18 protein-coding genes are annotated in these 16,511 nt (G+C 63.6%); 9 read left to right on the forward strand and 9 right to left on the reverse strand.

Annotated features, from left to right (window positions below; translation table 11 throughout):
* Positions 1-86: 86 nt before the first annotated feature.
* On the forward strand, positions 87-833 hold the full coding sequence (locus tag C7441_RS11540; protein WP_019171507.1) for an AzlC family ABC transporter permease: 747 nt from the start codon (positions 87-89) through the stop codon (positions 831-833).
* Positions 830-1,126: an AzlD family protein gene (locus tag C7441_RS11545; RefSeq protein WP_019171508.1), complete on the forward strand. Its 297-nt coding sequence runs from the start codon at positions 830-832 to the stop codon at positions 1,124-1,126. The genes C7441_RS11540 and C7441_RS11545 overlap by 4 nt, the downstream gene beginning before the upstream one ends.
* 13 nt (positions 1,127-1,139) lie before the next feature.
* On the opposite strand, the gene C7441_RS11550 is transcribed toward C7441_RS11545, so the two are convergent.
* The 3 genes from C7441_RS11550 to C7441_RS11560 all read right to left on the reverse strand — a co-directional run bounded on the left by C7441_RS11550 (position 1,140) and on the right by C7441_RS11560 (position 4,556).
* Positions 1,140-2,969, reverse strand: coding sequence for an aminopeptidase P family protein (locus C7441_RS11550; protein ID WP_109612993.1), 1,830 nt, complete (start codon positions 2,967-2,969; stop codon positions 1,140-1,142).
* 84 nt (positions 2,970-3,053) lie between these two features.
* A complete protein-coding gene (locus C7441_RS11555; RefSeq protein WP_109612994.1) occupies positions 3,054-3,926 on the reverse strand; it encodes a 50S ribosomal protein L11 methyltransferase in 873 nt (290 codons plus the stop codon).
* A 51-nt stretch (positions 3,927-3,977) separates the two neighbouring features.
* Positions 3,978-4,556 carry an SCO family protein gene (locus C7441_RS11560; protein WP_109613089.1) on the reverse strand — a complete coding sequence of 193 codons (579 nt, stop codon included), beginning with the start codon at positions 4,554-4,556 and terminating at the stop codon, positions 3,978-3,980.
* A gap of 224 nt (positions 4,557-4,780) precedes the next feature.
* On the opposite strand from C7441_RS11560, the gene C7441_RS11565 reads away from it, so the two are divergent.
* From C7441_RS11565 to C7441_RS11575, 3 genes are all read left to right on the forward strand, one after another.
* On the forward strand, positions 4,781-5,263 hold the full coding sequence (locus tag C7441_RS11565) for a CreA family protein (protein ID WP_109612995.1): 483 nt from the start codon (positions 4,781-4,783) through the stop codon (positions 5,261-5,263).
* Positions 5,264-5,309: 46 nt separating this feature from the next.
* The gene (locus tag C7441_RS11570; RefSeq protein WP_109612996.1) at positions 5,310-5,945 is read left to right on the forward strand and encodes a DapH/DapD/GlmU-related protein; all 636 of its coding nucleotides are present in this window, start codon (positions 5,310-5,312) and stop codon (positions 5,943-5,945) included.
* Positions 5,946-6,164: 219 nt separating this feature from the next.
* Positions 6,165-6,491, forward strand: a complete 327-nt coding sequence (locus tag C7441_RS11575) for a hypothetical protein (protein WP_109612997.1) — start codon at positions 6,165-6,167, stop codon at positions 6,489-6,491.
* Positions 6,492-6,589: 98 nt separating this feature from the next.
* Here C7441_RS11575 and C7441_RS11580 read toward each other — a convergent pair whose 3' ends face one another.
* Entirely contained in the window at positions 6,590-7,756 is a 1,167-nt protein-coding gene (locus tag C7441_RS11580; RefSeq protein ID WP_109612998.1) for a hypothetical protein, read from the reverse strand.
* A 256-nt stretch (positions 7,757-8,012) separates the two neighbouring features.
* Between C7441_RS11580 and C7441_RS11585 the strand changes: the two genes are divergently transcribed.
* Positions 8,013-8,294, forward strand: coding sequence for a hypothetical protein (locus tag C7441_RS11585; RefSeq protein ID WP_109612999.1), 282 nt, complete (start codon positions 8,013-8,015; stop codon positions 8,292-8,294).
* Between the two features lie 103 nt (positions 8,295-8,397).
* On the opposite strand, the gene C7441_RS11590 is transcribed toward C7441_RS11585, so the two are convergent.
* On the reverse strand, positions 8,398-10,911 hold the full coding sequence (locus C7441_RS11590) for an ATP-dependent helicase (RefSeq protein ID WP_109613090.1): 2,514 nt from the start codon (positions 10,909-10,911) through the stop codon (positions 8,398-8,400).
* A gap of 243 nt (positions 10,912-11,154) precedes the next feature.
* Between C7441_RS11590 and C7441_RS11595 the strand changes: the two genes are divergently transcribed.
* Positions 11,155-11,703 (forward strand): glyoxalase superfamily protein, encoded by a 549-nt coding sequence (locus C7441_RS11595; RefSeq protein ID WP_109613091.1) that lies wholly within the window; start codon positions 11,155-11,157, stop codon positions 11,701-11,703.
* Between the two features lie 73 nt (positions 11,704-11,776).
* Here the strand turns inward: C7441_RS11595 and C7441_RS11600 are convergent, their stop codons facing one another.
* A complete protein-coding gene (locus C7441_RS11600) occupies positions 11,777-12,208 on the reverse strand; it encodes a hypothetical protein (protein ID WP_109613000.1) in 432 nt (143 codons plus the stop codon).
* A 9-nt stretch (positions 12,209-12,217) separates the two neighbouring features.
* Positions 12,218-12,967, reverse strand: a complete 750-nt coding sequence (locus C7441_RS11605) for a hypothetical protein (protein WP_146201453.1) — start codon at positions 12,965-12,967, stop codon at positions 12,218-12,220.
* On the opposite strand from C7441_RS11605, the gene C7441_RS11610 reads away from it, so the two are divergent.
* Positions 12,948-13,826 carry a dienelactone hydrolase family protein gene (locus tag C7441_RS11610; protein WP_109613002.1) on the forward strand — a complete coding sequence of 293 codons (879 nt, stop codon included), beginning with the start codon at positions 12,948-12,950 and terminating at the stop codon, positions 13,824-13,826. The genes C7441_RS11605 and C7441_RS11610 overlap by 20 nt on opposite strands.
* A gap of 170 nt (positions 13,827-13,996) precedes the next feature.
* On the opposite strand, the gene C7441_RS11615 is transcribed toward C7441_RS11610, so the two are convergent.
* The gene (locus C7441_RS11615; RefSeq protein WP_019171520.1) at positions 13,997-14,197 is read right to left on the reverse strand and encodes a hypothetical protein; all 201 of its coding nucleotides are present in this window, start codon (positions 14,195-14,197) and stop codon (positions 13,997-13,999) included.
* Positions 14,198-14,528: 331 nt separating this feature from the next.
* Entirely contained in the window at positions 14,529-15,014 is a 486-nt protein-coding gene (locus tag C7441_RS11620; protein ID WP_109613003.1) for a thioesterase family protein, read from the reverse strand.
* A gap of 87 nt (positions 15,015-15,101) precedes the next feature.
* Here C7441_RS11620 and C7441_RS11625 point away from each other — a divergent pair, with 87 nt between their 5' ends.
* Positions 15,102-16,511 (forward strand): FAD-binding oxidoreductase, encoded by a 1,410-nt coding sequence (locus tag C7441_RS11625; protein WP_109613004.1) that lies wholly within the window; start codon positions 15,102-15,104, stop codon positions 16,509-16,511.

A 16,511-nucleotide genomic window follows, 5' to 3' on the forward strand; every position in this document is an offset into this window, starting at 1 on the left:
CAGTTTCGCTTATCGGTGGCTCAAAGGTTTTCATATGACAGGCGCACCGGAGCTACCTAAATACGGACCTTCGCGAGGAATGGTCCATGTCGGTAGATGCAGTGTCGCAAAGGTCTGAAGCGGGCGCCTTCTGGCGCGGTGCGCGGCTGAGCATACCGGTGATCGTGGCGTCCGGTCCGTTCGCGATGCTTTTCGGAGCCATCGCGGTCGATAACGGCTTTTCGGTCTTCGAGGCGACCCTGATGAGTGCCGCCGTATTTGGCGGCGCCAGCCAGATGGTGGGCATCGAGCTCTTCGGGCACCATGTGGCGCCGTGGCTGATCGTGCTGTCGATCTTCGCGGTGAACTTTCGGCACGTGCTCTATTCGGCGGCGGTCGGCCGACATCTCGCCCATTGGCCGCTGGCGCAGCAGGCGGCCGCCTATTTCCTGCTCACCGATCCGCAATATGCCTTTGCCGAAAGTGCGGGGCAGAAGGGCAAGGTGTCCTTCGTCTGGTATATGGGGGCGGCGCTGGCCGTCTATGTGCCGTGGGTGCTGCTCACGGCGGCCGGGGCGCTCTTCGGCAAGCTCATTCCCGATACCAAGGCGCTGGGGGTCGACTTCCTGCTGCCGATCTATTTCCTCGGGCTGGTGATGGATTTCCGCAAGCGCCCGCTCTGGCTGCCCATCGTGGCCGTCAGCGCGGTTGCCTCCATCCTTGCCTACAAGCTCGTCGGCTCGCCCTGGCATGTCTCGCTGGGCGCGCTGGCGGGTGTTGCGCTCGCCGTCATCCTGCCGCCGCATCACAGTGGCGTCGGCGTGGCCGAAACGGACATCGAGAAGCTGCCATGAGCGCCACATTCTGGATCATCATCGCCGGCGCCGTCGCCACCTATCTGACCCGCGTCGGCGGGCATCTGGTGATTTCCCGCTTCGAGCGTATCCATCCGCGCGTGGAAGCCGGTCTGAACGCGGTGCCGGCCGCGGTGCTGACCACGCTGGTCGCACCGGCGATGCTCGATGCCGGCCCGGCGGAATGGGCGGCAATCGTGGTCGCGGGCCTCGTCGCCCTGCGCGGCGGGCTGCTCTCCATGTTCCTGGCCGGCGCGGTCGTGCTGAGCGTGGCGCGCCAGTTCATGGCCTGAGTTCCGGCAATCGCTAATCCATCGGCTCGGTCGCGGCTTCCAGCCAGCGCAGCGTCTCGCCGTCCACCATCGGCCCGATCTCGGCCAGCACGCGTGCATGGTAGCTGTTGAGCCAGTCGAGTTCCTCGAATGAGAGGAGGTCGGTACGGATCAGCCGGCGGTCGATGGGCGCGAGCGTCAGCGTTTCGAAGGCGTGGACGGGAATGTCGCCATCCTTCATACGCTCGGCCGGCGTGACGAGAATGAGGTTCTCGATGCGGATGCCGTAGGCGCCTTCCTTGTAATAGCCGGGCTCGTTGGACAGGATCATGCCTTCGAGCAGCTTTTCGGTGCCGGTCTTGGCGATGCGCTGCGGCCCTTCATGCACCGCCAGATAGGCGCCGACGCCGTGGCCGGTGCCGTGGGCATAGTCCAGCCCATGCCGCCACAGCGCGACGCGGGCGAAGGCGTCGATATCGCAGCCGCGCGTGCCGGCGGGAAAGTTCAGCATGGAGATGCCGATCATGCCCTTGAGGACGAGCGTGAAGCGCTCGCGCATTTCCTCCGTCGGCCGGCCGACGGCCACGGTGCGGGTGATGTCGGTGGTGCCGTCCTGATATTGCGCGCCGGAATCGAGCAGGAACAGCTCGCCGTCGTTCAGCTTGCGGTTGGTGTCGCGCGAAACGCGGTAGTGGATGATGGCTCCGTTCGGCCCCGCGCCTGAAATGGTGTCGAAGGAAATGTCGCGCAGCGGCATCTGGGTTTCCTCGCCCACCTGCCTGCGGCATTCCTCCAGTTGCGTCACCACCTTGATTTCGTCGAGCGTTCCGGCTGTCTGCGCGTCGAGCCAGCACAGCAGTTTTGCCACCGCCGCACCGTCGCGGCGATGCGCGGCGCGTGAGCCCTGTATCTCGGCCTCGTTCTTGGTGGCACGGGGCAGACGGGCGGGATCGGCCTCCGGCATCACCGTGCCGTCATTGTCCTCGACCAGAGCGCGCAGCTTGTCGGCGGCGAGTGCCGGGTCGAGCGCGATGCGGCCGCCGGCCCGCGCGATCTCGATCAGGTCGGGCTCCAGCGCATCGGGCGCGCGCAGGTCGCAAAGTTGTGTCAGATAGGCCTCGACCTTGCGCGAGAGCTTGCGCTTATCGATGAACAGGCGGTGCTTGCCGTCGGCGGCGAGGATGGCGAAGCTGAGCGCCAGCGGCGTGTGCGGAACGTCGCCGCCACGAATGTTGAAGGCCCAGGCGATGGAGGACGGGTCGGTCAGCACGCAATGGGTTGCGCCCTGCGCCGAGATGCCTGCGGCCAGCCGCTCCAGCTTGTCCCTGGCCAGTTCGCCGGCATAGGCGATGGGCTGGATTTCCACCGGCGCAAGCGGCGGCTCGGGCTGGTCGGTCCAGATTTCATCGACCGGGTTGTCGGCCAGAGCCACCAGCGTGGCGCCGTTCCTTGCCGCCGCCTGTTTCAGCGCGCGCACCTCGCCGATGGTGTGCAGCCACGGGTCGTAGCCGATCTCCGCGCCCTTGCCGAGATTGGCGGCGATCCACGCCGGCGGCGGGTTTTCGATCAGGCTTTCGACGGTGAAGATGTCCAGATCGACCTGCTCGCGCACCTGCAACTGGTAGCGCCCGTCCACGAAGATATAGGCGCGGTCGGTCAGCACGATCGCCACGCCGGCCGAGCCGCTGAAGCCGGTCAGCCAGTTCAGCCGTTCCGAGCCGGGGGCGACATATTCGCCCTGATGCTGGTCGGCGCGCGGCACGATGAAGCCGTCGAGCTTGCGGGCTGCGAGCCATTTGCGCAGCTTGGCAATGCGGGCGACCGAACTTGCCGGATCACTGGCCGAATCGAAAGTCTGGAACATGCTGGCTGCCTCGGTTGCGAAGTGTTTCGCGCCAAATTATCCGCGCGGCCGGTCGCATGCAATGCGGCCGGCGTGGGCCAGCCGTCAGCGCTTCAGGTACAGCGTCGCCCAGCCTTCCTTGTGCAGCGTGCGGACATGGCGGAAGCCTTGCGCGATGTAGGCTGCCTGCACCGCGTCGGCCTGCCGGCCCAGAATGCCGGAGAGAATGATGGAGCCGTTCGGCGCGATATGCCGGGCCATCGAAGGCGCAAGCTCCATCAGCGGTCCGGCGAGGATATTGGCGACGATCAGCTCGAAAGGCCCGCGCGCGGCAAAGACCGGATGATCGAAACCGGTGGCGGTTTCGGCCTCGACATGGTCCGAAACGCCGTTGAGGCGCGCATTGCCGGCAGCGACTTCAGTGGCGACGGGGTCGATGTCGGTCGCCAGAACGGGGATGGGCGCGAGCTTCGCCACGGCAATGGCCAGAACGGCGCTGCCCGTGCCGAGGTCGAGCGCGTTGCGCGGCTTCTCCTCGCGAACGACTTCGGCCAGCAGTTCGAGGCAGCCTGCCGTGGTGCCGTGATGGCCGGTGCCGAAAGCAAGGCCGGCTTCGATCTCGATGCTGATTTCACCCTCGCGCGCCTCGTCGCGATCATGCGCGCCATGCACGATGAAGCCGCCCGCGCGTACGGGCTTCAGCCCTTCCAGCGATTTCGCCACCCAGTCGATCTCGGGCAGTGTCTCGCGTTCGATCGGCTTGGCCAGCGAGAGCGCGGTGAGCACTCCACGCATGCGCCGCTCGGCGTCGTCCGCCTCGTCCTCGACATAGAGCGACACTTCGTGGATGTCGCGTTCCTCGTCCACTTCCAGAACGGCGATGGGGAAGCCTTCTTCCTCGAATTCAGTTTCGAGGGCGTCGAAGATGCGGGTTGCATCTTCGCGTCCGGCCGTCAGGTGGAGGCGTGTCTGGCTCATTGTGCTTCACGTTCGGAAAAAGAGGGCATTGCTGTCCCGCTTTTGAACGGTTCAGCCCTTGGCTGCAAGCCGTTTCAGCTTGGCAAGCGCGGCACTGCTGTTTTCGCCATAGGCAATGGTGCCGAAGAAGTCGCCGGCATTGTCGAGCAGCAACACGGACGCGGTGTGGTCCATCGTGTAGTCGCCGCCTTCAAGCGGCACTTTCTTGGAATAGATGCCGAAGGATTTGGCCATGGCCGCGACCTTGTCCGGCTCGCCGGTGATGCCGGTGATGCGATCCGAGACATTGCTGACATAGCTGTCCATGGCTTGCGGCGTGTCACGCTCGGGATCGACCGAGATGAAATAGACCTTGATGTCCTTGCCCTCGTCGCCAAGCTGCTTCAGCCAGCCGTCGAGTTCGAACAGCGTTGTGGGGCAGACTTCCGGGCAATGGGTGAAGCCGAAGAACACCGCCGAGGGATGGCCGCGGAAGGCGGCTTCGGTGATCGGCTGGTTCTTCTGGTCGACGAGGGTGAAAGGCGCCCCGAAAGCCTGTCCGCCATGCCGTGCCTGATACCAGTCGAAGGTGAGCCAGCCGATGCCGGCTGCCATGAGAACCAGTATGCCGACGAGAATGGAACGCATCATCGTGTCGTTCTTTCCTGAATGCAGGCGGAAAGCATGGCCTGTGAAATGTCCGGTTGCGTTCGTTTCCTCGGAGCCGAACGAGATTGTCCGCAAGATAGGGGCTGTGGCGCCGACAAGAAAGAGGCCATCTTGCCGCTGCCCGCGGGTTCGCGGCGATTGTGTCTTGCGCTGCCCCGGTTCGGGCCCCAACTGTTGCAAACCACATCGGTTTTCAGGAGGTCTTCATGCGTCTGGCTGTTTTGGGTGCGGCTTTTCTGCTTGGCGTGGCAGCGCCTGCGCCTGCCGAGGAGGTCGGACGGGTCGGCGTCGACTGGCTGGGCAACGACATCGTCGTGGAAGCGGTGAGCGATCCCAAGGTGGAGGGCGTGACCTGCCACTTCGCCTATTTCGATCGCGGCGTCATCGACCGGTTGCAGAAGGGCAACTGGTTCGAGAACCCGTCGAACTCCGCCATTTCCTGCCACCAGACCGGCCCCATCACCATCGGCAAGATCGACATGGGGGAGAAGGGCGAGGAGGTTTTCAAGCAGGGCATCAGCCTGTTCTGGAAGAAGCAGGTGGTGAAGCGCATCTACGACAAGAAGAACGATGCCCTGATCTATCTGTCGCATTCGCGGCAGGTGCAGGACGGCTCGGCCAAGATGGCCATCAGCACCGTGCCGCTCTATGGCCAGAACGTCGTCTGGACCGACGGAAAGCCGCAATAGCCATGCGGCGCTTGCGGGGCGGGGCGGGGCGGCGTAAAGCCCGGCTATGGACCCCGCTCTTCGCTTCAAGGATTCCGAGCCACGCATCCACCCGACGGCGGAACTGAAATCCAGCCGCCTCGGCCGCTATGCCGTGGTCGGCGAGCGCGTCATCCTGCGCGAAGTGACGGTCGGGGACTTTTCCTATTTCGAGCGCCATGCCGAGGCGATCTACACCACCATCGGCAAGTTCTGCTCGATTGCCGCCAACACCCGCATCAATGCGCTGGAGCACCCGGTCGAGCGCCTCACCACCCACAAGGTGAGTTACCGGCCGAACGAATATTTCCGGTATCTCGGCGTCGATCAGGCGTTCAAGGCCCGCAGGCAGGCGAAGGCCGTAACCATCGGCCATGATGTGTGGATCGGGCATGGCGCGGTCATCCTGCCCGGCGTGACGGTCGGCAACGGCGCGGTGATCGGCGCCAATGCGGTGGTGACGCGCGATGTGGCGCCTTACGAGATCGTTGCCGGCGTGCCGGCGCGCAAGAAGCGGTTGCGTTTCGCGCCCGGGATCATTGCCCGCATCGAGGCGCTCGCCTGGTGGGACTGGCCGCTCGACCGACTGGCCGACGCCATCCCCGACATGCAGGCCATGAGCATCGAGGATTTTCTCGACCGCTGGGAAAACAGAGCGGACTGAGCATTTCCACGGTTTCGGCAGTCATGGTGCGCGGCTCAAGCCCGCGCGGTAACCATGCCGCTTAACCTAAAGCATTAGCGTTAAAATTTGGAAAACAGGTTGTATTAATGAAATGATACACTTGTAGATTGTGTTTGGCGCGCCGATATGAATAATCAATATCGGAGGTAATGAACTGAAGAAGTGGATGGTTTTTCATCCAACAAGGGAGACAATACTATGAATAAGTTCGCTTTTGCATTTGCCGCAGTTGCCTTTTCTTTCTCGGTCGCTACCGCGCATGCGGGTGGCGGCTTCGGTTCCCGTTCGGCCGGCAATGTCGGCCACTCCAGCGGCGGTCTCATCAACATCTCGCCGTCGCTGGGGCTGAACAATATCGGCGTGAACCTGCTCAACGGCTCGCCCATTCTCAGCGGCATCAACGTCTCGGGCATCCTGAGCGGCAACAAGACGGGGGTCGTCTCCGGCGTGCTCAACGGGCTGGGCGTCGGCATCCTGGGCACCGGTGCCGGCGGATCGAGCTACAAGGCGAAGGGCCGCCGCTGATCCATCGCATACTGCCTGACATATATTGAAACTATACTGTCACGCACGGGCAGGAGGGTTCGCGCCCTCCTGCCTTTTTGGTTCGACAGGTCCTGATCCTAGATCTTCGTGCGGATGCCGACAAAGGCGTCGAAAGCTTTCTTGCGCATGTCGAAAACGGTGAGATAGCGGTTGGTATAATCCAGCCGCACGACCAGCGAGAGATGCCGCGTGGCGTCATAGATCGCCTCGGCATAGAGGCCGTGGGCGCGCTCCTTGTTTTCAAGCAACAGGTTTTCCTTGAGTTCGGCGAACACGCCGGTGCCCAGCGTGAGTTTTTCGCCGCAGCGCAGCCGCGCCTCGATCTCGCCGCGCTGCAACCAGGAGGCCAGCGGATCGTCGCTGTCGGTGGTTTCGAAGCGGCCGAAGGTGGTGCCGCGCAGTTCCAGCCCGTGCGGCAGCATCTTCACGAAGCCGGCCTGCCATGTCGGGCGGATGTCCTGATAGATGCGCTGCGCGCCACGCAGCATCTGCAGGCCGATTGCCGCGCCAAGGCTGGAGCCGTCCGCACCCTTCCATGCGGCTTCGGCGCGCAGCGTGTATTCGCCCAGCGACAGGCCGACCGGAGGCGCGCCCAGCCTGTCCACCGATACAAGATTTGCGGTCGCGGCCACGGCATGGGCGACCTGCCCGCTGGTGCGGGTGAGCCTTGCGCCGAAGCGCAGCCGGTTCCTGTCCGGGTCGAGTTTTGCAGGCAGCAGCAGATCGTCCTGAAAGCGTGTCCTGCCAACCTTTTCATAGGCATCGGCCAGTTCGAAGACCAGCGCCGTGCCGCCGCCGAGATCGAAACCGAGCTGGGTCTCGGCGCCGAAGACGTGTTTGGGCGTGCGCATCCCCAGCACGAAGGGGCCGATGGCAAGATCGTCGCCCTCGCTGCTGTAGCGATAGGAGAGGGCGCCGCGCAGTTCGACCGACGCGCCAAGTTTGCGCGTCGCCTCAAGCAGCACCGCGGCCGCACGGTCGTCCTCGATCCTTACCGTGTCGTAGCGGCTGGCCTGCGCCTCGACACCCAGACGGACGACACCATCCTCGATCTGCCATGCGTGCTGCAGCGAGCCGCGGATGAGCGTGTACCAGTCCGCCATGGCCAGATCGCTGTCGAGCGCATTGCTGGTGTGGTGGCGCTCGATGCTTGCGGTAACGGTCGGCGCCGGCGCAACCGGTTGGGCGGCGGCGGGAGAAGCCATCGAGAGCGTCATTGCCAGCCAGAGATTCTTCGCCCGCACAGTGCTGCAACTCCGGAATCTGGACCCCTTCCGCCTGTGGGGGGATACAGGGCGGAAGGGGCTGGAGGTAACCCACCGGGAAGCGGAGGGTGCAGGGCTTTTGCCTGCAAGTGAAGAATTGTCTTAAAGTTGAAAAGTTCTCGTGTAAGTTGTATTCCATTTTTGGTTGTGGGTGGTTGTGACCTTTCATCACCCGACCTGCGGGTTGACGCCCCGCGCCGGCGAGGGGCATTTTGCCGGCCGAAAGGGAAGTGCGATGACCGATTGGCTCGAAATCCTGCGCCAGCAGACGCAGACCTGCGCGCAGATGGGCAAGGAGGTGCCGAAAATGTTGGCCACTCCCCAAATCGCTGCCGACCAGGTCAAGGCGCTGTTCGACGCGCTCGAAGAGCAGACCCAGTTTGTGGAGCGGCTGGTGCGCACGCTGGAAAAGCACGACTACGACCCCGATGTGGTGAAGGCTGCGGAGCGACTGGAGGAGCGCTATGCCGACCTTGCGGCGCAAGCGGCGGAGCGGCTGAAGCAGCTGCGCGATTGATTCTGCAACTTGAAACGGCGACGTGAAGTTGCTTGCCCATCGCCGGGATGATGTAGTGGGTGCGGCATCCCTGACCGGCAGCATGAAGGCGTGGGGCGTAACCTCACACCGCCGTGACAAAACTGTCGATCACCCGCTTCTGCCCAGCCTTGTCGAAGTCGATGGTCAGCTTGTTGCCTTCGATCGCCGCCACGTTGCCGTTGCCGAATTTCTGGTGGAACACGCGGTCGCCGACCTTGAAGGGCGAGGGCGAGTCGGCCACCGATTTGGCGACCAGTTCGCCTTCGATGGTGCGGCTTTTCACCGAGCCGCGCCCGGCGCCGTAGCCTGAATCCGTTTCGCCATAGCCGATGCGCTCGACATGGTGGCCGGAGCGCGAGCCCCAGTTGCGGTCGGTCGCCTCGTTGCGGTTCTGCTGCGCGCGCTGCCAGCCCGGCGTGGCGTAGGTGTTGGAGAAGGAGCGCTGGTCGGAGCCGATGCTGTCGAAGCGCGAGGCGCCATAGGGGTTCTGCCGGCCGCCATATCCGCCGCCACCGTAGCCGCCATAGGAATCGCCGCCCTCGGCCACCTCCACATGCGCTTCCGGCAGTTCGTCGAGAAAGCGCGAGGGAATGGTCGACTGCCACAGGCCGTGGATGCGGCGGTTGGAGACGAACCAGATGTGCAGGTTCTTCTTGGCGCGGGTCAGGCCCACATAGGCCAGCCGCCGCTCTTCCTCCAGACCGGAGCGGCCGCCTTCGTCCAGCGAGCGCTGGTGCGGGAACAGGCCTTCCTCCCAGCCAGGCAGGAAGACCGTCTCGAATTCCAGCCCCTTGGCCGAATGCAGCGTCATGATGGTGACGGCATCCAGCTCCTCGTTCTGCTCGCTGTCCATGACCAGCGCGACATGCTCCAGGAACGAGCGCAGCGACTCGTAATCCTCCATGGAGCGTATGAGTTCTTTCAGGTTCTCCAGACGGCCCGGCGCTTCGGCGGAGCGGTCGTTCTTCCACATGTCGGTGTAGCCGCTCTCCTCGAGGATGATCTCGGCAAGCTCGGTGTGCGAGGTGTTGTCGAGAGCCTTCTGCCAGCGCTCGAAATTGGCAGCGACCGCGCGCAGCGCCGCGCGCGGCTTGGGCTTCAGCTCGTCGCTTTCGGCAAGTTTTGCCGCCGCCTCCAGCATGGGGATGCGCAGCGCGCGCGCCGTGTCGTGGATCTGGCGCACCGCGGCTTCGCCCAGCCCGCGCTTGGGCACGTTGACGATGCGCTCGAAAGCGAGGTCGTCGGCCGGCTGCGCGACGACGCGGAAATAGGCCATGGCATCTCGGATTTCCTGCCGCTCATAAAAGCGCGGGCCGCCCACGACGCGATAGTTGAGGCCGAGCGTGACGAAGCGGTCCTCGAATTCGCGCATCTGGAAGGAGGCGCGCACGAGGATGGCCATATCGTTGAGCGCATGGCCCTTGCGCTGGAGCTGTTCGATTTCCTCGCCGACGGCTCGGGCTTCCTCTTCCGAATCCCAGGCCGCGTGGACGTTCACCTTGGCGTCGTCCGGGTCGGCGATGTCGGTGAACAGCGTCTTGCCGAGACGCCCCTCGTTATGGGCGATGAGATGCGAGGCGGCGCCGAGGATATGGGCGGTGGAGCGGTAGTTGCGTTCCAGCCTGATTACGGTCGCGCCCGGAAAATCCTTCTCGAAGCGCAGGATGTTGTCCACTTCCGCGCCGCGCCAGCCATAGATGGACTGGTCGTCGTCGCCGACGCAGCAGATGTTTTTCTGCGCCGATCCGCCGGTTTCCTGCGCCAGCAGCCGCAGCCACATATATTGGGCGGTGTTGGTGTCCTGATACTCGTCCACCAATATGTATTTGAAACGGCGGTGATATTCCTTCAGCACGTCGGGATGTGCGCGGAAGATGCGGATCGGGTGGCACAGCAGGTCGCCGAAGTCGCAGGCGTTCAGCGTCTGCAAGCGGTCCTGATAGGCCTTGTAGAGTTCGCGCCCCTTGCCGTTGGCGAAGGCGCGGGCATCGCCCTCGGGAATGTCGGCGGGGCCGAGGCCCTTGTTCTTCCACGTGTCGATCATCATGGCGAACTGGCGCGGCGGCCAGCGCTTGTCGTCCAGCCCCTCGGCCTGAATGAGCTGCTTGATGAGGCGGATGACGTCGTCGGTGTCAAGGATGGTGAAGTCCGAGCGCAACCCGGCAAGCTCGGCGTGGCGGCGCAGCATCTTCACGCCGATGGAGTGGAAGGTGCCGAGCCAGGGCATGCCCTCGATGGCCTCGCCCACCAGAAGGCCGATGCGCTGCTTCATCTCGCGCGCGGCCTTGTTGGTGAAGGTGACGGCCAGGATCTGGCTGGGATAGGCACGGCCGAGGCTGAGAATATGCGCGATGCGGGTGGTCAGCACGCGCGTCTTGCCGGTGCCGGCGCCCGCAAGCACCAGAACCGGGCCTTCCGTGGTTTCGACGGCCTGCCGCTGTTCGGCATTGAGGCCCTTCAGGTAATCGGGCGCGGAGGCGTTGCGCGCGGCCATGGCGCGCGCGGCGATGCCGCTGGGCGCAGGCGCGCCGGAGGGGCGTGGAGCGGGTGCGCCGGGCTCGTCGAAGAACGGAATATCATCGGGAAAGTCGGACATTTCCACGGAATGTAGTGATTCGGCCGGGAAACGCCAGCAGTGTTGCCGTTTTGTGCCCATCTTGACCGGCCGAACCTTGCCCACTACCGTCGAAATCGGCCGGATGCGGCCGGCAGCCCGCGCCTTTCGAGGCATGGCGAACGCATCCAGGGTGCCTGTCACGATCCTTTCCGGACGGTGAGAGCATCAGCAATGCGGGCACTGATGAACCTTCTCGCCGCAACCGAAGGATCGATAGACGCCATGCGAACCCATCTCGACGCCAAGGCGATGGCGAAGGCCATGCGCACAGCCCTTGCCGAGCGCAACCTGACGATTTCCCACAGCGAGGCGCTGGAAATCGTTGCAAGGCAGTTCGGGCTTTCCACCTGGAACATCTTGTCCGCGAGGCTCGAAGCGGAGCAGGAAATGGCCGCACCGGGAGGCGGCATTGCCTTCGAACAGGCCGTACCCATCGTGCGCATCTTCGATGTCGCCAAGGCGCATGAATTCTATCTCGGCTTCCTTGGCTTCAAGGTGGATTGGGAACACCGCTTCGGCGAGAATTTCCCGCTTTACACGCAGATTTCACGCGGCGGGTTGACGCTGCACCTGAGCGAGCATTCGGGCGATGCCAGCCCCGGCGGCAACATGGTCGTCTATATGGCGGGTGTGGAAGCGTTCCAGCGCGAACTTGCGGCCAGGAACTATCGCTATATGCGGCCCGGCGTCACCTCCGAGGAGTGGGGCAAGGAGATGCAGGTGATCGATCCGTTCGGCAACCGCATCCGCTTCATGGAGCGGCGGGACTGAGGGGGAGCAGGCTGGCAGGAGTGCAGGCGGACGAACCGGCGCACGGCATCCGCCTCGCGCCGGTTCCGTTTCGTCAGAGCCCGAGCTGGCCTTTCAGGCCTGGCACGGCGTCCACGATTTTCTTCATCGCATCGGGGCCGACCGCCGCTTCGGCCTGCTCCAACAGTGTTTCGCCGGCCTGCTTGATCTGTTCGACGTCGAGCCCGCTGGCACGAAGCTGCGCGACACCGTTCACCAGTGCCCCGGCCTTTTCGCCGAGCAATCCATTCACTGCCGATCCGATAGTGCCCAACAGGCCGCCGCCACCGCCTTCGGATACGGCCATGACGTCGTGGCTGTGAGCGAGGTCTTCGGCTCCGGGCACTTTCCCGAACAGAGAGGCAATGCGGTCTTCGCCCGCTTCGTGCTCGAGCACGGAGAGTATCGTGCCCACCGCCATTTCGGTCCTGGCCGGATCAAGGCCGGTTCTGGTCGAGATCGAAGAGATGATTTCCTGAGCGTTCATGGCCTCTGCTCAACCTCCGGCTTTCAGGCGCGCGTCGCACTCGCGCCAATATTGCGCCCATTTTTCGTTCTGGGGAAGCGCACCTGCCTCCCTGGCGGCATGCCACTCGTTGGTGCAATTGAACAGGCGTTGCCGATAGCCCATTTTGCGCGGCATGGGTTGCGCGTTGTGACCGTTCATCATCGTTTCCGCGGCGAGGCTGAACAATGGAGAAACGCTGCCTGCGGCCTGCCTTTGCGCATCCGGGGTCGCGGGAATCGTGAAGAACGAGGGGGACCTAGTGGCTGGCGTATAGGTCCTGGAAGGAGCGGCTGCCGCGCCGCCCCTCATGGAGGCGCTGCAGTCGTGCAGATATTGCTGCCAGGTCTGACCGTGCAGCGTATTGGCTTTCTTGGCGGCGTCATATTTGGCGCTGCAGGCCTTGGTGACGTTCTGGGCCGCGGTGGGATTGGCCGCGAAAACGGCGGAAGGCAGGAAGAAAAGGGCTGCGCCGGCAAACAGGACGCTTGCCGGTATCAATGTCTTGAAGGTCATTGGAACCTCCTTCGTTGATAGTGTCGCGTCGTGCGGCGCAGGCGGCATTTCCGCGTGAGCGGATTGCCCGCAAGTCGGCCGCACGGCTTTTCCCTGATTTGTGGCGTGGCGGAAGGGTGGACACCGGTTGACGAAAATTTGATGGATGCAAGCCCGCCACTCCACCGCATACTTGTGCCCGTAGACCACAAGAAAGGAGGATGAGATGAACAGACCCGCGATCACCCAGGCGATGATCGACGCCTACGACGAATATACCCACCTGACGCTCGACCGCCGGGCTTTCATGGATAAGCTGACCAGGCTGGCCGGGTCCGGCGCGGCGGCGGCCGCGATCGCGCCGCTGCTGGCGGCAAATTCGGCGCAGGCCGCGATCGTGGCCGAGGACGATGCGCGCGTGAAGGGAGAAGACATCACCTTTCCCGGCTCCAGGGGCGAGATGAAGGGCTATCTGGTGCGCCCGGCCGAGGCGAGCGGCAAGCTCGGCACCGTCATCGTCATTCACGAAAACCGCGGGCTCAATCCGCACATCCGCGATGTGGCGCGGCGTGTCGCGCTGGAAGGGTTCATCGCGCTGGCCCCGGATTTCCTGTCTCCCCTTGGCGGCACGCCATCCGACGAGGACAAGGCGCGCGAGATGTTCAGCCAGCTCGCGCCCGAGCAGGCCATCGCCGATGGTGTCGCCACCGTGAGCTATCTGAAAACGCTCGACGGCGGCAACGGCAAGGTTGGCGCGATCGGTTTCTGCTGGGGCGGCGGGCTGGTCAACGATCTGGCCGTGAATGCGCCCGATCTCAATGCCGCCGTCGCCTATTACGGGCGTCAGCCGAAAAGCGAGGACGTGGCGAAGATCAAAGCGCCGCTGCTGCTGCACTATGCCGGCAAGGACGAGCGCATCAATGCCGGCATCGATGCCTACAAGGCAGCGCTCCAGTCCGGCGGCAAGGAATATGCCGTGCATGTCTATGACGGCGCGCAGCACGCCTTCAACAACGACACTTCCGCCGCGCGCTACGACAAGGCCGCTGCCGATCTGGCATGGCAGCGCACGGTCGCTTTCCTCAAGGAAAAGCTGTCGTCATAGGAGATGGCATGGCCGGTCGCGTTAACCGGGCAAGGTATCGCTTGGTTAATGCGGCCGGGAGCGCCACCCGCGAACTTGGTGCAAAAGGCGGCTTGTGCCGATCTCCATCCGGCTGGCTGAAGCCGTGTGGCAGGGGTTTTCACCACGGCGCGAGGAAAGTGGGCGCGCGCCTATATACTTGGATTGCGCTTGCTGCGCGCGGATGTGATGATCGCACGTGCATAGATCATCTTCATCGGAATAGGCATCCGAAGACGTTCTATGCGGTATAGTTCGTTGTTTATTGTCTTCAGCGCGCGCCAGAAGTCGTAATCACTTATCGTATGATCGGACGCCAGGCGGCTCGACATCTGAGCAACGTCAATCTTCATGCCAATCCTCCGAACGGCGCCGCCCCCGCCGTCTCGGTTTCGAGTCGAATCTGGATGGATTGTGCCAGCCATGCCGGTGGGATCAATCCACCCCCATGGTTCAAACTGTGCAAAAACCCTTAAGGTTAATGCCTCATTTACCACTAAAATTTTAACGATTGGCGGATTTGCAAGCGCCGGTTGTTCCGGCGCCTGTCGAACGGGCCGCTGGAGCAGCGAGTGTTGCGACGAACGCGCTTCCGCTGCCCCGGCCGGGGTTTTCTGGCCGCATTTGTGCAACGTCAGACGATACCGTCCGGCTGCAAAATGCTCTGTCGGGATGGAAGCGGCGTCAGCCCTTCCTGCGCTTGATGCCGATCGCGCGGCCTGCGCGCTCGGGCACCGGCAGGGCGGCATGGGCGGCAGCCGTGGCCTGGAGCTTTTCCATGACGTCCTCGGGGAAGGGCGCGACCTTGGGCCCGTTCATGTCGACATGCAGCGACAGCGTCTCGGCGGTTGCGGCAAGCCACCCGTCCACATGATGGATCTCCTGATAGGTGCGCAAGCGCTTCTCGTCGTAATCGAGAACCTGGAATGTCACCGTCACCTTGTCGCCCAGGAGCAATTCGCGCACATAGCACAGGTGCACTTCGGCGGTGTAGAGGGTCAGCCTGCGGTCGCGCGCATACTCCGCGCCAAGGCTCAACAGGTCGAGGGCGGCCTCGGAGCCACGATCGAATATGACGTGGTAATAGGCCATGTTGAGGTGGCCGTTATAGTCGATCCAGTCTTTCTCCATCTCCATGACATGGGAGACGAAGGGGGCAGGAAGGGGCATTGACAGTTTCCTCATTTCGGCGTTTCCAAGAGCTCTATCCATAAACGCTTCTCACTGACTGCTCATAGTCCAATAGCGGAGGAATCGATGGCTTTACGCGACGTGGCGGCAGCCGAGCGCAACGATGAGGGGATTTCGGCGGTGCTCGGCATCCTCAGGCAGCGCTTCGGCGAACGGTTCCAGACCGGCGCGTCGATTCGCGAGCAGCACGGCCACACCACCACCTATATTCCGAACCAGATGCCGGACGGCGTGGTGTTTCCCGAGAACGTGGAAGAGGTGCAGGAAATCGTGCGGGCCTGCGCGGCGCATCGCGTGCCGATCATTCCCTTCGGCACCGGCACCTCGCTGGAGGGGCAGGTGAATGCGCCCGGCGGCGGCATTTCGCTGGACATGTCGCGCATGAACCGCATCCTGGCCGTCAATGCCGAGGATCTCGACTGCGTCGTGGAACCGGGCGTGACGCGCGAGGAACTGAACACCCATCTGCGCGATACCGGCCTGTTCTTTCCCATCGATCCGGGCGCCAATGCCAGCCTTGGCGGCATGGCCTCCACCCGCGCGTCGGGTACCAATGCCGTGCGTTACGGTACCATGCGCGAGAACGTGCTGGCGCTGACGGCGGTGACTGCCGACGGCCGCGCGATCACCACCGCCAGCCGTGCCAGGAAAAGCTCGGCCGGCTACGATCTGACGCGCTTGCTGGTCGGCTCGGAAGGAACGCTCGGCATCATCACCTCGCTGACCTTGAAGCTCTACGGCATTCCGCAGGCGATTTCCGGCGGGGTGTGCCCGTTTCCGTCGGTGGAAGCGGCCTGCAATGCGGTGATCATGACGATCCAGATGGGCATTCCGATTGCGCGCATCGAACTGGCCAACGGCTTGCAGATGCGGGCGATAAATCAGTATTCGCACCTTGATTATCCGGAAAGCCCCTGCCTGTTCGTGGAGTTCCACGGCAGCGAAGCAGGCGTTGCCGAACAGGCCGAAACCTTCGGCGAGATCGCGACCGAATATGGCGGCGGCCCCTTCCTCTGGACGGGGGTGGCCGAGGAGCGCGCGAAGCTCTGGAAGGCCCGCCACGATGCCTATTGGGCGTCGCTGACGCTGCGGCCCGGCGCCAAGGGACTTTCGACCGATGTCTGCGTGCCGATTTCGCGGCTTGCCGAATGCATCGCCGAAACCGAGGCCGACATTGCCCGCACGGGCCTGATAGCGCCTATCGTCGGCCATGTCGGTGACGGCAATTTCCACACGCTGGTGCTGATGGACACGAACGAGCCCAAAGAGATCGAGCAGGCCGAGGAGTTCGTCGGGCGGCTCAATATGCGCGCCATTGCCATGGGCGGCACCTGCACCGGCGAGCATGGCGTGGGGCAGGGCAAGAAGGGCTTCCTGCGCCATGAACTCGGCGAGGCGGTGGATGTCATGCGCTCGATCAAGACCGCGCTCGACCCGCTCGATATTCTCAATCCGGGCAAGGTGCTGCCAGGCTAA

The sequence above is a fragment of the Pseudaminobacter salicylatoxidans genome (assembly GCF_003148475.1).
Taxonomy (GTDB): domain Bacteria; phylum Pseudomonadota; class Alphaproteobacteria; order Rhizobiales; family Rhizobiaceae; genus Pseudaminobacter; species Pseudaminobacter salicylatoxidans.